This is a genomic window from Klebsiella sp. GG_Kp146, from assembly GCF_040061975.1.
In the GTDB taxonomy this organism is placed as follows: Bacteria; Pseudomonadota; Gammaproteobacteria; order Enterobacterales; family Enterobacteriaceae; genus Klebsiella; species Klebsiella quasipneumoniae.
Genome location: NZ_JBEAHA010000043.1, coordinates 49,393 through 62,690, shown reverse-complemented (window position 1 = coordinate 62,690; position 13,298 = coordinate 49,393). Strand labels below are relative to the sequence as shown.

General features: G+C 59.8%; 12 protein-coding genes. 8 read left to right on the top strand and 4 right to left on the bottom strand.

Annotated elements, in window-relative coordinates; translation table 11 throughout:
- Window positions 1-37 precede the first annotated feature (37 nt).
- Window positions 38-712, bottom strand: a complete 675-nt coding sequence (yiiM, locus tag ABLU95_RS24790; protein WP_044520917.1) for a 6-hydroxyaminopurine reductase — start codon at window positions 710-712, stop codon at window positions 38-40.
- Between the two features lie 72 nt (window positions 713-784).
- Entirely contained in the window at window positions 785-1,405 is a 621-nt protein-coding gene (gene sodA, locus ABLU95_RS24785; protein ID WP_004203668.1) for a superoxide dismutase [Mn], read from the bottom strand.
- Window positions 1,406-1,694: 289 nt separating this feature from the next.
- On the opposite strand from sodA, the gene rhaT reads away from it, so the two are divergent.
- On the top strand, window positions 1,695-2,729 hold the full coding sequence (gene rhaT, locus ABLU95_RS24780) for an L-rhamnose/proton symporter RhaT (RefSeq protein WP_023291524.1): 1,035 nt from the start codon (window positions 1,695-1,697) through the stop codon (window positions 2,727-2,729).
- 32 nt (window positions 2,730-2,761) lie between these two features.
- Here rhaT and rhaR read toward each other — a convergent pair whose 3' ends face one another.
- Entirely contained in the window at window positions 2,762-3,607 is an 846-nt protein-coding gene (rhaR, locus tag ABLU95_RS24775; protein ID WP_004203666.1) for an HTH-type transcriptional activator RhaR, read from the bottom strand.
- 73 nt (window positions 3,608-3,680) lie between these two features.
- Window positions 3,681-4,517 carry an HTH-type transcriptional activator RhaS gene (rhaS, locus tag ABLU95_RS24770; protein ID WP_004203665.1) on the bottom strand — a complete coding sequence of 279 codons (837 nt, stop codon included), beginning with the start codon at window positions 4,515-4,517 and terminating at the stop codon, window positions 3,681-3,683.
- Between the two features lie 310 nt (window positions 4,518-4,827).
- Between rhaS (ABLU95_RS24770) and rhaB the strand changes: the two genes are divergently transcribed.
- From rhaB to ABLU95_RS24735, 7 genes are all read left to right on the top strand, one after another.
- Window positions 4,828-6,294, top strand: a complete 1,467-nt coding sequence (gene rhaB, locus ABLU95_RS24765; protein WP_032454471.1) for a rhamnulokinase — start codon at window positions 4,828-4,830, stop codon at window positions 6,292-6,294.
- Complete coding sequence (locus ABLU95_RS24760; protein ID WP_032454470.1) at window positions 6,291-7,550, top strand: L-rhamnose isomerase; 1,260 nt, start codon at window positions 6,291-6,293, stop codon at window positions 7,548-7,550. The genes rhaB and ABLU95_RS24760 overlap by 4 nt, the downstream gene beginning before the upstream one ends.
- Window positions 7,551-7,699: 149 nt before the next feature.
- Window positions 7,700-8,530 carry a rhamnulose-1-phosphate aldolase gene (gene rhaD / locus ABLU95_RS24755; RefSeq protein ID WP_023291521.1) on the top strand — a complete coding sequence of 277 codons (831 nt, stop codon included), beginning with the start codon at window positions 7,700-7,702 and terminating at the stop codon, window positions 8,528-8,530.
- Between the two features lie 81 nt (window positions 8,531-8,611).
- Window positions 8,612-9,598 (top strand): rhamnose ABC transporter substrate-binding protein, encoded by a 987-nt coding sequence (gene rhaS / locus ABLU95_RS24750; protein WP_023291520.1) that lies wholly within the window; start codon window positions 8,612-8,614, stop codon window positions 9,596-9,598.
- A gap of 113 nt (window positions 9,599-9,711) precedes the next feature.
- Entirely contained in the window at window positions 9,712-11,223 is a 1,512-nt protein-coding gene (locus ABLU95_RS24745; protein ID WP_048296391.1) for a sugar ABC transporter ATP-binding protein, read from the top strand.
- Window positions 11,220-12,227 (top strand): ABC transporter permease, encoded by a 1,008-nt coding sequence (locus ABLU95_RS24740; RefSeq protein WP_072096694.1) that lies wholly within the window; start codon window positions 11,220-11,222, stop codon window positions 12,225-12,227. Before ABLU95_RS24745 ends, ABLU95_RS24740 begins: the two co-directional genes overlap by 4 nt.
- Window positions 12,224-13,228, top strand: a complete 1,005-nt coding sequence (locus ABLU95_RS24735; protein WP_065883469.1) for an ABC transporter permease — start codon at window positions 12,224-12,226, stop codon at window positions 13,226-13,228. The genes ABLU95_RS24740 and ABLU95_RS24735 overlap by 4 nt, the downstream gene beginning before the upstream one ends.
- Window positions 13,229-13,298 lie beyond the last annotated feature (70 nt).

Below are 13,298 nucleotides of genomic sequence, written 5' to 3'. Positions count from 1 at the left end.
CCCGGGAGACGCTGCGGAAAGCGCCAATATGGGGGAATTATTTCCCCCACAATCGCCGTGAATTATCCTCGATCTTGCCGCTTAAACGGCGCTTCTGCATGGTTCGACTCCAGCTTACCGACAGGCCCGCGGCCGACAATAAGCGGTGGTACTGATCGTCATCAAACGGCATCTGCCAGGCAATCGCCCCGGCCTCATGGACGCTGACATCGCTCAGGCGAGAGACCAGTTCGAGCGGCGCATCGCTGGAGACTTGCCCCCCGGCGATCACCCGGTACAACCAGCCGGTCTTCCCGCTGTTTTGCATCAGCTGCGCCATATCACCGATCGCAAAATGAAAGTTGAGCTTGAAGCACGGAGAGCGCGGCTGGGTGACCTGGATCAGCGCCTCGCCCCAGCGAAAGATATCGCCAATGTAGACGTTTTGTTCGGTGAGGCCGGTAGTGGAGAGGTTTTCGCCGAACGCCGGGGCGCAGAACCGATCGGCCTGCTGGGGGAATTCACGGATCCAGTCGGCATAGTGTTCGCGCGGATAGTGACACAGCGCGCGGTCCGGCCCGCCGTGTATTTTCTTCTCCGCCTGCTCATCCCCTTCGAGACCGAGATCGCCGAGCTGCAACTCGCCGTCAACCTGGATTTTGCCGATCGCGCTGGGACGACTGCCCGTGTAGTCCCTGATTTTGCCGACAAAGACATTCACCGGATAATGCATGTCTGCTCTCCTTGCTACCGATATAAAAAAAGCGAGCCATCAGACTCGCTTCTCTCTTAGCACATTGCAACCTTATTTTTTGGCGGCAAAACGCGCTGCAGCTTCGTCCCAGTTCACCACGTCCCAGAAGGCTTTGATGTAGTCCGGGCGACGGTTCTGGAATTTCAGGTAGTAAGCGTGTTCCCACACGTCCAGACCCAGGATCGGGAAGCCGGAAGCGCCGGAAATGGCTTCGCCCATCAGCGGGGAATCCTGGTTTGCGGTGGAGACAACGGCCAGTTTGTCACCTTTCAGGACCAGCCACGCCCAGCCGGAACCGAAACGGGTCGCAGCGGCTTTTTCGAATTCCGCTTTGAAGTTGTCCACAGAGCCGAAATCGCGCTCGATAGCCGCTTTCAGGTCGCCCTGCAGGGTGGTACCGGTTTTCAGGCCTTTCCAGAACAGGCTGTGGTTCGCGTGGCCGCCGGCGTTGTTACGCAGTACGGTTTTTTTGTCAGCCGGCAGCTGATCCAGCTTGGTGATCAGCTCTTCAGCGGACAGGTTAGCGAACTCCGGCAGGCTTTCCAGCGCGGCGTTGGCATTGTTCACGTAGGTCTGGTGGTGTTTGGTGTGATGGATCTCCATCGTCTGCTTGTCGAAGTGCGGTTCCAGAGCATCGTAAGCGTACGGCAGGGATGGCAGGGTATAGCTCATAATCATCTCCATTATTGTCGAGCGGCTCAAGTGTTAACGCCGCGTAAGCAGTTTGTCCATTATAGTTAATTAAATGGTATTGAAAATGCTTATCAATGCCGTATTTTTCATATGGATATAACCAGAAGAAATACCCGTCGTTTTGTGATGTAGAACAACTAATTAAGCCCATGGTTGCCAGAGTTCGCCATCCTGTGGCAACGTCCTGAAGGCGGCCAAAGCGGCTAATTTTTACACTCATCGCATCGGAAGCCGCCGTCTCCGATAAAAAAAGATGAGGATAAAATCAATGAACCACGCGATTACGATGGGTATTTTTTGGCATTTGATAGGGGCCGCCAGTGCCGCCTGTTTCTATGCCCCGTTCAAGAAAGTAAAACACTGGTCGTGGGAAACCATGTGGTCGGTCGGGGGGATCGTCTCCTGGCTGATCCTGCCCTGGGCCATCAGCGCCACCCTGTTACCCGATTTCTGGGCCTACTACCGCTCCTTTAACGCCTCCACGCTGCTGCCGGTCTTTCTGTTCGGCGCCATGTGGGGCATCGGTAATATCAACTATGGCCTGACCATGCGCTATCTCGGCATGTCGATGGGGATTGGCATCGCCATTGGCATCACGCTGATTGTCGGTACGCTGATGACGCCGATTATTAACGGTCAGTTTTCGGTGCTGATGCACACCCAGGGCGGTCAAATGACGCTGCTCGGCGTGCTGGTGGCGGTGGTTGGCGTTGGCATCGTCACCCGCGCGGGCCAGCTGAAAGAGCGCAAAATGGGCATCAAAGCCGAAGAGTTCAATCTGAAGAAAGGGCTTCTGCTGGCGGTGATGTGCGGTATCTTCTCGGCAGGGATGTCGTTCGCGATGAACGCCGCCAAACCGATGCATGATGCCGCCGCGGCGCTCGGCGTCGACCCGTTATATGCGGCGCTGCCAAGCTACGTGGTGATTATGGGCGGCGGGGCGCTGGTCAACCTTGGCTTCTGCTTTATTCGTCTGGCGAAAGTGAAGACTCTGTCAGTCAAAGCCGATTTCTCACTGGCCAAACCGCTCATCATCAGCAACCTACTGCTTTCCGCCCTCGGCGGCCTGATGTGGTATCTCCAGTTCTTCTTCTATGCCTGGGGCCACGCCAGCATTCCGGCGCAGTATGACTATATGAGCTGGATGCTGCACATGAGTTTCTACGTACTGTGCGGCGGTCTGGTGGGTCTGGTGCTGAAAGAGTGGAACAACGCCGGTCGTCGTCCGGTGAGCGTCCTGAGCCTCGGCTGCGTGGTGATCATCATCGCCGCCAACATCGTCGGTCTGGGAATGGCCAGTTAAGCACCGGATCATCTGCCTGACAAAGACGCTCTTCAGGCGGCGGCGCGACTGCGCTGCCGCCACTGCCCCGGCGACATGCCGATTTCCCGGCTGAACACCACCGAAAAGTAGTTACTGTCCTCAAAGCCGCACTGCATGGCGATATCGCCGATTAAGCGCTCGGTATGCTGCAACAGATACTGCGCATGGCAGATCCGTAGCTGGCGTAAATAGTGATTGATGGTCATGCCGGTTTGCTGGCGAAATTGCTGCCGTAGCGCCCGCTCGCTGCCGCCCTCCTGCTCGCAGAAACGCTCCAGGACAAAGGGTCGGCTCAGGCTGGCCGCCAGCGCGGCCAGCAGTTTGTCCAACAGCGCTTCGCGCTGCGTCGCCGCCAGATTATCCGTCGCGTAGCGATGGCGCTGGAGGGTCAGCGCCAGCTGAGCAAACAGCAGCTCGGCCATCGCATTCCCCTGCGCATCGTGCCGGGAACACTCATGCTCAAGCTGGCTAATTACCTGGCGCGCCTGCGCCATACCGGTGCTGCCCATACGCCAGTGGGGCTTCCACGGCGTGCCGAAGAGGCCAGGGATCGCCCCCGCCCAGTCGAAATTGAGCTGCAGCCGCTCCGGGCAATAGATGATGTTCTGCAGAACCAGATCGTTAACGGAAGCATAGGAGTGTTTATCTTCGGCGCGAATATAGAAGAGATCGCCGCGGGTAATGCGCCAGGGACGGTCGTTGAGAACGTGCAGCCCGTTGCCCCGCCACACCAGCACCAGCTCGCAGAACTCATGAGTGTGTTCAGCGAAGACGTTTTGCGGGTAGCGGTCGGCCACCGCCACCGCCTGCGTGGCGGAAGGGAAAAACTCCTCTTTACGTAGAATCAAACCGGCCACGGCTCACACTCCCAACGCGGATAACGGCGCATTATTCGCGTTTTTGGTCCGCAATACGTTGACTCCTCTCGCGTTACTGAAGAATAGCGTCGCGCCCCTGGCGGATATCGCGCGGCGACCAGGAAAACTCGCGGCGAAAAAGCGTCGAAAAGTGGTTACTGTCGCCGAATCCGCAGCGATAGGCGATATCAGTCACGCTTTCATCGCTGTGGCGCAGCAGGTGGCGGGCTTTCATCAGGCGCACCCGATTGAGATAGCGCTGCGGCGTCAGGCCGGTCTGCTGCTTCAGCTGGCGGTGTAGAGTACGCAGCGACAGCGAAAACTGCGCCGCCACCTCCTCCCAGCAGATCTCCTGCGCAAAATGGTCTTCCAGCCAGGCCAGCAGCTGATTCAGCCGCGCATCGTTGTTGGTGGCCTCTTCCGCAAGGCTGCTTTTCCGCAGCAGCACCAGCAGCTGCATAAACAGGATCTCACGGCTGGCGACGGCATGGGTATCCGTTTCGCTCCCCATGGCCTCCATCTGCGCCACGATATGCCGCACCTGCTGCAGGACCGTCTGGTTCACCCGCCAGTGCGATGGGTAGTTGCCCTCCTGCTCCTGGGGCAGCAGCTGGCTGACCCCGGCGAGAAAACGAAACGCATCCGGCGCGCGATAGAGCACGTTGGTCAGACACAGATTGTCCGTGTGCTCGTAAAGATGCCGGTCGTGATCGCGAATAAAGCAGACCGAGCCGCCGCCGATGGTATAAGGCTGGCCATTGAAGACGTGAATGCCCGTGCCCTGCTCCACGATGACAATTTCATGGAAATCATGGTGATGCTCCGGAAAGGCCGACTGAGGGAGGCGGGGTTCAATAGCCACCGTCGAGATCCCGGCCTTAAAGAAATCCGTACTGTGCAATATGGTCATGATGCCACCCTCGTAATGAGAAAAATTATCAGTCACCGGCTGATAGTAATGAAGGGTTGGCTATCCGGCCTTCAATTTTTGACCGCGAAATTCGTAAATCCTGCCGCTTTTTCAAGAATCAGCCGGAAAGATGCGGAACTGCGGACCCCATCACATCCTCCTTACCACCGCCCAAAACCGCAATTTGTGATTTTCCTCACGGTCACCTTTGCTTTCTTGCCAGCGGCCAGTTTCGGCTGTCCGTAGCGAGAAGGTGTTAGTCAGCGCCCTTTTTTAGACTGCGGACAATGATTTTAAGAAGGGTCGTTCCATGAGTATTCGTCATTGTGTCGCCGTCGATTTAGGCGCCTCCAGCGGGCGGGTCATGCTCGCCAGCTATCAGTCCGGGCCGCGCGCCCTGACGCTGCGTGAAATTCATCGCTTCACCAACAGCCTGCAGAAGGTGGATGGCTTCGACTGCTGGGATCTCGATAGCCTCGAAGGCGAGATCCGCCGCGGGCTGGAGAAAGTGTGTGAGCAGGGCATCCTGATCGACAGCATCGGCATCGATACCTGGGGCGTGGATTATGTCCTGCTGGATAAGCAGGGTCAGCGCGTCGGGCTGCCGGTCTCCTATCGTGACGATCGCACCCAGGGCCTGCTACGTCACGCTGAAGAACAGCTGGGCCGGGCGGAGATCTATCGCCGCAGCGGCATTCAGTTTCTGCCGTTTAACACCCTCTATCAGCTGCGCGCCCTGGTGGAGCAGCAGCCGGAGCTGGTCAGTCAGGCCGCCCATGCCGTGCTGATCCCCGACTATTTCAGCTTCCGCCTGACCGGCAATCTGAACTGGGAATATACCAACGCCACCACTACCCAATTGGTCAACATCCACAGCGATAGCTGGGATGAGACGCTGCTGAACTGGACCGGCGCGCCGCGCGAATGGTTCGGTGCGCCGACGCATCCCGGCAACGTTATCGGCCACTGGATTTGTCCGCAGGGCAATAACATCCCGGTGGTCGCCGTCGCCAGCCACGACACCGCCAGCGCGGTGATCGCCTCCCCGCTGGCCGACCGCCACGCCGCCTATCTCTCCTCCGGGACCTGGTCGCTGATGGGGTTTGAAAGCCTGACCCCGTACACCTGCGACGCGGCGCTGCAGGCCAATATCACCAACGAAGGCGGGGCCGAAGGCCGCTATCGGGTGCTGAAAAATATTATGGGCCTGTGGCTGCTGCAGCGGGTGCTGAAAGAGCAAAACGTCAGCGACCTGCAGGGGCTAATCGCCCGCACCGCCGCGCTGCCGGCGTGCCGCTTCATCATTGACTGCAATGACGACCGCTTTATCAACCCGGCCAGTATGAGCGCCGAGATCCAGGCCGCCTGCCGCGGATCCGGTCAGCCGGTTCCGGACAGCGACGCCGAACTGGCGCGCTGCATTTTCGACAGCCTGGCGCTGCTCTACGCCCGGGTGCTTAACGAGCTGGCGGCGCTGCGCGGCCAGCCCTTCAGCCAGCTGCATATCGTCGGCGGCGGCTGCCAGAACGAACTGCTCAACCAGCTGTGCGCCGACGCCTGCGGGATCGTCGTCGTGGCCGGCCCGACAGAGGCCTCCACCCTCGGCAATATCGGCATCCAGCTAATGACCCTCGACGAGCTGGCCAGCGTCGATGAGTTTCGTCAGGTGGTGCGCGGCAACGCGTCCCTCACCACCTTTACCCCCAATCCTGATAGTGAAATTGCCCGTTTCGTGGCGCAGTTTCAGCCACAACAGACCAAGGAGCTTTGCGCATGACCACTCAACTTGAACAAGCCTGGGAAATTGCTAAGCAGCGCTACGCCGCCGTCGGCGTGGATGTCGAGGAGGCCCTGCGCCAGCTGGACCGTCTGCCCGTATCCATGCACTGCTGGCAGGGTGACGACGTCGCCGGGTTCGAAAATCCGGCGGGAAGCCTGACCGGCGGCATCCAGGCCACCGGCAACTACCCGGGCAAAGCGCGCAATGCTCAGGAGCTACGCGCCGACCTTGAGCAGGCGCTGAGCCTGATCCCGGGGCCAAAGCGTCTCAACCTGCACGCTATTTATCTGGAATCCGACGCGCCGGTGGCGCGCAATGAGATTAAGCCGGAGCACTTTAAAAACTGGGTTGAGTGGGCGAAAGCCAACAAACTGGGGCTGGATTTCAACCCCTCCTGCTTCTCGCATCCGCTGAGCGCCGACGGCTTTACCCTATCGCATGCCAACGATGAGATCCGCCAGTTCTGGATCGACCATTGCAAAGCCAGCCGCCGCGTATCCGCTTATTTTGGCGAACAGCTGGGCACCCCGTCGGTGATGAATATCTGGGTGCCGGACGGCATGAAGGATATTACCGTTGACCGCTTCGCGCCGCGCCAGCGGCTGCTGAACGCGCTGGATGAAGTCATCAGCGAAAAATTCGACCCGGCGCATCACATTGACGCTGTGGAGAGCAAGCTGTTCGGTATCGGCGCCGAAAGCTACACCGTCGGCTCCAACGAGTTCTATATGGGCTACGCCACCAGCCGCCAGACGGCGCTGTGCCTGGATGCCGGCCACTTCCACCCGACGGAGGTCATCTCCGACAAGATCTCCGCCGCCATGCTCTACATCCCGCGTCTGCTACTGCACGTCAGCCGCCCGGTGCGCTGGGACAGCGACCACGTGGTGCTGCTGGATGATGAGACCCAGGCCATCGCCAGCGAAATCATTCGCCATAACCTGTTTGACCGCGTGCACATCGGCCTCGACTTCTTCGATGCCTCCATCAACCGCATCGCGGCCTGGGTGATTGGTACCCGCAATATGAAAAAAGCGCTGCTGCGCGCCCTGCTGGAACCGACCGATCAGCTGCGCCAGCTGGAGAACGACGGCGATTACACCGCCCGCCTGGCGCTGCTCGAAGAGCAAAAATCCCTGCCGTGGCAGGCCATCTGGGAGATGTACTGCCAGCGTCACGACACGCCGGCGGGCAGCCAGTGGCTGGACAACGTGCGGGCTTATGAGAATGCGGTTCTGAGCCAGCGCGGGTAATGCACGGGCTTCCCCGGGTCGCGGCTGACGCCTTACCCGGGCTACGAACCGGTAGCCCGGATAAGCCGTTTACGGCGCAATCCGGGGGCACGCACATATTTAGGGTGAGGGGGTCAACCCCTCACCGAATCAACAGGAAAGACAAGACTATGCAGAACATTATCGACGCCTGGTTCGTCCAGGGCATGATCAAAGCCACCTCCGACGCCTGGCTGAAGGGCTGGGACGAGCGCAACGGCGGCAACCTGACGCTGCGTCTGGATGAGGCGGATATCGAACCTTACGTGGCGGATTTCCACGCTAAACCGCGCTATATCGCCCTCAGCCAGCCGATGCCAACCCTGGCTAACCAGCCGTTTATCGTCACCGGCTCCGGCAAATTCTTCCGTAATGTCCAGCTCGACCCGGCCGCTAACCTTGGCGTGGTGAAAGTCGACAGCGACGGCGCGGGATACCATATCCTGTGGGGCCTGACGGAGGATGCGGTGCCGACCTCCGAGCTGCCGGCACACTTCCTGTCGCACAGCGAGCGCATCAAACTGACCGACGGCAAGGACCGGGTGATCATGCACTGTCATGCCACCAACCTGATCGCCCTGACCTACGTCCTGGAGAACCACAGCGATCTGTTCACCCGCAAGCTGTGGGAAGGCAGCACCGAATGTCTGGTGGTCTTCCCGGACGGCGTCGGCATTCTGCCATGGATGGTGCCAGGCACCGATGAAATCGGCCAGGCGACTGCGGAAACCATGCAAAAACACTCGCTGGTGCTGTGGCCGTTCCACGGCGTCTTCGGCAGCGGCCCAACCCTGGATGAGACCTTCGGTCTGATCGACACCGCCGAGAAGTCCGCCGAAGTGCTGGTGAAAGTCTTGTCCATGGGCGGTATGAAGCAGACCATCACTCGCGAAGAGCTTATCGCCCTTGGCAAACGCTTCAACGTGCAGCCGCTGCAGTCCGCGTTAGATCTTTATCCATAACAACATCGCGCCCCGCTCACCGAGACGGGGCGAAGCCTCACCTGCAAACCCTACAAAACTGACTCATGTGGAGTAAAAGCAATGAAAACAAAGACAAGCTTGATCCTCACCGTTGCCGCCCTGGCGTTGTCCGGTTCCGCCTTAGCAGAAGTCAAAATCGCCCTCGTGGCGAAATCGCTGGGAAATGGCTTCTTCGAAGCCGCCAACGTTGGCGCCCAACAGGCCGCCAAAGAGTTAGGTGATGTCAAAGTGATCTACACCGGCCCGACCACCACTACCGCCGAAGCGCAGATCGACGTGCTGAACGGGTTGATCGCCCAGGGGGTGGATGCGATCGCCATTTCCGCTAACGATCCGGACGCGGTGGTGCCGGTGCTGAAAAAAGCGATGCAGCGCGGCATCAAGGTGGTCTCGTGGGACTCCGGCGTGGCGCCGGCAGGCCGCCAAATCCATCTTAATCCCTCCAATAACGCCTTAATTGGCGAGACCAACGTCAAGCTCGCCGCCGATGCGCTGAAGGCGCTGAACGTGGAGAAGGGGGATGTGGCAGTGTTAAGCGCCACTCCGACCTCCACTAACCAGAATATCTGGATTGAGGAGATGAAAAAGGTGCTGCCGCAGTATCCGTCCGTACACCTTGTCACGGTCGCCTACGGTGACGATCTGTCGGATAAAAGCTACCGCGAAGCGGTGGGCCTGCTGAAATCATATCCGGACCTGAAAGTCATTGTTTCGCCTTCGTCGGTGGGGATCGTTGCCGCCGCGCAGGCGGTGAAGGACCAGGGCAAAATCGGCAAAGTGTATGTCACCGGGCTGGGGCTGCCGTCGGAAATGGCCGGCGCGATCAAGTCTGGCGCCAGCAAAAGTTTCGCCATCTGGAACCCGATTGACCTGGGCTACGCCGCCACCTATCTGGCCGACGATTTAGTCAAAGGCACCGCGACCAAAACCGAAGCCAGTATGGGCAAGCTGGGCAAAGTGAAGCTGGATGCCGAGGGGAACGGCGCGATGGCCGAGCCGTTTGTCTACGATGCGAGCAACATCGATAAGTTCTCGAAGATTTTCTAACCCTTGTTCCCTCACCCCGGCCCTCTGCGCGATGCGGCCAGCGGGCGCCGGACCGTTCCCTCTCCCTTTTGGGGAGAGAGTTAGGGTGAGGGGCGATTTTACGGAGAACTATCATGTCAGCATCAACGCCACTGCTGTCGCTGAAGGGGATCACCAAGATTTTTCCCGGTGTGCGTGCCCTTGAGAACGTACAGCTTGATCTCTGGCCCGGCAAAGTGACCGCCCTCATCGGCGAAAACGGCGCGGGGAAATCCACGCTGGTCAAAGTGATGACCGGTATTTATCAGCCCGAAGAGGGGGAGATCCTCTATAAAGCGATCCCCATTCATCTGCCGACGCCGGAATCGGCGCACAAGGTGGGGATCACCGCCATTCACCAGGAAACCGTGCTGTTTGACGAACTCTCGGTCAGCGAAAACATTTTCGTCGGTCAGTATCTGTATAAGGGGCTGTTCAAAACGCTCGACTGGCCCGCGATGCATCGCCGGGCTGGCGAGATCCTCGCCCGGCTTGAAGTTCTGATCGACCCGCGCGCCACGCTAAAAACGCTCAGCATCGCCCAACGGCACATGGTGGCGATTGCCCGGGCGCTGGCTTTCGACGCCCAGGTGGTGATCCTGGATGAGCCGACCGCCGCGCTCTCGCAACATGAAATTCTGGAGTTTTATCAGATCGTTGAGCGTCTGAAGCAGGACGGCAAAGCGATCCTGTTTATCTCGCATAAGTTTGATGAGATTTTCGAGCTGGCGGACTACTACACCATTCTGCGCGACGGCGTTTACGTCAGCTCCGGAGCGATAAACGACATCACCGAAGAGCGGATGGTGGCGATGATGGTGGGCCGCGCGATTACCCAAACCTACCCGAAAGTTGACTGTACCCCAGGGGAAACGGTGCTGGAGGTGCAAGACCTCTGTCACCCCACCGAGTTTGCCCATATCAGCTTCAGCCTGCGCAAGGGAGAAATTCTCGGCTTTTACGGCCTGGTGGGCGCCGGACGCACCGAGCTGATGCAGGCGCTCTCCGGCGTAACGCATCCCTCCTCCGGCGAGATCCGGCTGAACGGCAGCCCCATGCGCTTTCGCCAGCCCGCCGACGCCATCCGCGCCGGCATCGTCTGCGTACCGGAAGAGCGGCAGAAACAGGGGGCGATCATCGCCCTGCCCATCGCCCAAAACATCAGTCTGCCGCAGCTCAGTAAGCTCAACCCTAACGGCGTCCTGAACGACGCCCGGGAATGGCGGCTGGCGGACGAGTACGCCTCGCGCCTGCAGGTTAAAGCCTTCAGCTGGCGGCAGCCGGTGGAGACCCTCTCCGGCGGCAACCAGCAGAAAGTGGTGATCGGCAAATGGCTGGCGACCCATCCCGAGGTGATTATCCTCGACGAGCCGACCAAAGGCATCGATATCGGCTCTAAAGCCGCCGTGCATCAGTTTATGTCCGAGCTGGTCAGCCAGGGGCTGGCGGTGATTATGGTCTCGTCAGAGTTGCCGGAAGTGATGGGCATGGCCGACCGGATTATCGTGATGCACGAAGGGCTGATGGTCGCCGAGTACCGGGCCGGGGAAGCGACGGCGGAAACCATCGTTAGCGCCGCCAGCGGCATTGGCCAGGAGGCAGCATGATGGGACACGCATGGCTGAAGCATCGCGAAGCGCTGCTGGCGGTGGTCATCATTTTGATGATCGGCGCCATTGGCAGCCGGGCGCCATCGTTTGTTTCACCGGGCAATCTGGTGGAGATGTTTAACGATACCGCCATCCTTATCATCCTCGCCCTCGGGCAGATGATGGTGCTGCTCACCAAAGGCATCGATCTGTCGATGGCCGCCAACCTGGCGCTGACCGGGATGATCGTCGCCCTGCTTAACGCCCACTATCCGGGTATTCCGGTGGTGGCGCTGCTGGCGCTGGCAACCCTGCTGGGCCTGCTGATGGGGGTGATTAACGGCCTGCTGGTCTGGCGCCTCGGCATTCCCGCCATCGTGGTGACCCTGGGCACCATGAGCATTTATCGCGGCATTATCTTTCTGCTGACCGACGGCGGCTGGGTTAACTCACATCAGATGAGCGCTGATTTCCTCAGTCTGCCGCGCAGCGCCCTCCTGGGATTGCCGCTGCTGAGCTGGTGCGCCATCGCCGCGCTGCTGCTGGTGGGTTATTTCCTGCGCTACAGCCGCACCGGCCGGGCCTTATACACCGCAGGCGGCAACGCGACGGCGGCGTACTACACCGGTATTAACGCCGGGAAAATGCAGTTCGTCAGCTTCTGTCTCTCCGGCGCGCTGGCCGGCTTCTGCGGCTATCTGTGGATCTCGCGCTTCGCCGTCGCCTATGTCGACGTAGCGAACGGCTTTGAACTGCAGGTGGTCGCCGCCTGCGTGATCGGCGGTATCAGCACCATGGGCGGAAGCGGACGGGTGCTGGGCTGCCTGTGCGGCGCGCTGTTCCTCGGCGTCATCAATAATGCCCTGCCGGTGATCGGCATCTCGCCGTTCTGGCAAATGGCGATTTCCGGGGCGGTGATCGTCATGGCGGTGCTGCTTAACGAGCGCGGCAATCGCGGTCACGGGCGGTTAATCCTGCGTAACGCGGCGCTAGCCCGGCAGAAACAGGGGGTGAAATCATGAGCAAGATGATGGTATCTGAAGAGATGAAAAACGCCCCGGCCGCGCCGTCGCCGCTGCGCCGCCTGCTGTGCTGGGAAGGGTTTTTACTGGCGGTCACCCTGGCGGTATTTATCGGCAACGCCCTGGCTTCCCCTTATTTCCTTAATATCTGGAACCTGTCGGACGCCACCTTCACCTTTACCGAGAAAGCGATCGTCGTCCTGCCGATGGCGATGCTGATTATCGCCCGGGAAATCGATCTGTCGGTAGCCTCGACGATGGCGCTCAGCTCAACGGTGATGGGCTTCTGCGCGGCGGTGGGGATGGATACGCCGCTGCTGGTATTGGTCGGGTTGGGCGTGGGTCTGCTGTGCGGCCTGTTCAACGGTATCCTGGTGACGCGTTTTAACCTGTCGTCGATCGTGATCACCATCGGCACCATGAGCCTGTATCGCGGCATCACCTATATCCTGCTGGGCGATCAGGCGCTCAACCACTACCCGGAGAGCTTTGCCTGGTTCGGCCAGGGGTACGTGTGGGGCGCGCTCTCTTTTGAGTTTGCGCTGTTTATCCTCCTCGCGGCCGCCTTCACCTTCCTGCTGCATAAAACCAACTTTGGTCGCCGGACCTACGCCATCGGCAATAATCCGACCGGCGCCTGGTACTCCGGGATAAACGTGAAGCGCCATAACCTGGCGCTGTTCGCGCTGGTCGGGCTGATGGCCGGACTGGCGGCGGTCCTGCTGACCTCACGGCTCGGCAGTACCCGCCCTACCCTGGCGATGGGCTGGGAGCTGGCGGTTGTCACCATGGCGGTGCTCGGCGGCGTCAATATTCTCGGCGGCTCCGGCAGCATGCCCGGGGTGATCATCGCCGCCTTTCTGATGGGGCTGGTGACCTTCGGCCTGAGCCTGCTCAACGTCCCCGGCATCGTGATGTCGGTGATTATCGGCGCGATGCTGATCGTGGTTATCTCCCTGCCGATTATGACCCGGCGGATGCTGCAGCGAAGACGATGTTAATTTCCCCCCTCGCCCTAAATCCCGGAGGCGGTGCTACGCACCTGTCCTGGCGGCCTGCAGACGCCAGTGA

Excerpts from the sequence above, each read along its gene's own strand:
- rhaT (WP_023291524.1), top strand. The coding sequence starts at position 1,695 with ATGAACCACGCGATTACGATGGGTATTTTTTGGCATTTGATAGGGGCC.
- ABLU95_RS24745 (WP_048296391.1), top strand. The coding sequence starts at position 9,712 with ATGTCAGCATCAACGCCACTGCTGTCGCTGAAGGGGATCACCAAGATT.
- rhaB (WP_032454471.1), top strand. The coding sequence starts at position 4,828 with ATGAGTATTCGTCATTGTGTCGCCGTCGATTTAGGCGCCTCCAGCGGG.
- rhaS (WP_004203665.1), bottom strand. The coding sequence starts at position 4,517 with ATGACCATATTGCACAGTACGGATTTCTTTAAGGCCGGGATCTCGACG.
- ABLU95_RS24740 (WP_072096694.1), top strand. The coding sequence starts at position 11,220 with ATGATGGGACACGCATGGCTGAAGCATCGCGAAGCGCTGCTGGCGGTG.
- rhaD (WP_023291521.1), top strand. The coding sequence starts at position 7,700 with ATGCAGAACATTATCGACGCCTGGTTCGTCCAGGGCATGATCAAAGCC.
- sodA (WP_004203668.1), bottom strand. The coding sequence starts at position 1,405 with ATGAGCTATACCCTGCCATCCCTGCCGTACGCTTACGATGCTCTGGAA.
- ABLU95_RS24760 (WP_032454470.1), top strand. The coding sequence starts at position 6,291 with ATGACCACTCAACTTGAACAAGCCTGGGAAATTGCTAAGCAGCGCTAC.
- ABLU95_RS24735 (WP_065883469.1), top strand. The coding sequence starts at position 12,224 with ATGAGCAAGATGATGGTATCTGAAGAGATGAAAAACGCCCCGGCCGCG.
- rhaS (WP_023291520.1), top strand. The coding sequence starts at position 8,612 with ATGAAAACAAAGACAAGCTTGATCCTCACCGTTGCCGCCCTGGCGTTG.
- yiiM (WP_044520917.1), bottom strand. The coding sequence starts at position 712 with ATGCATTATCCGGTGAATGTCTTTGTCGGCAAAATCAGGGACTACACG.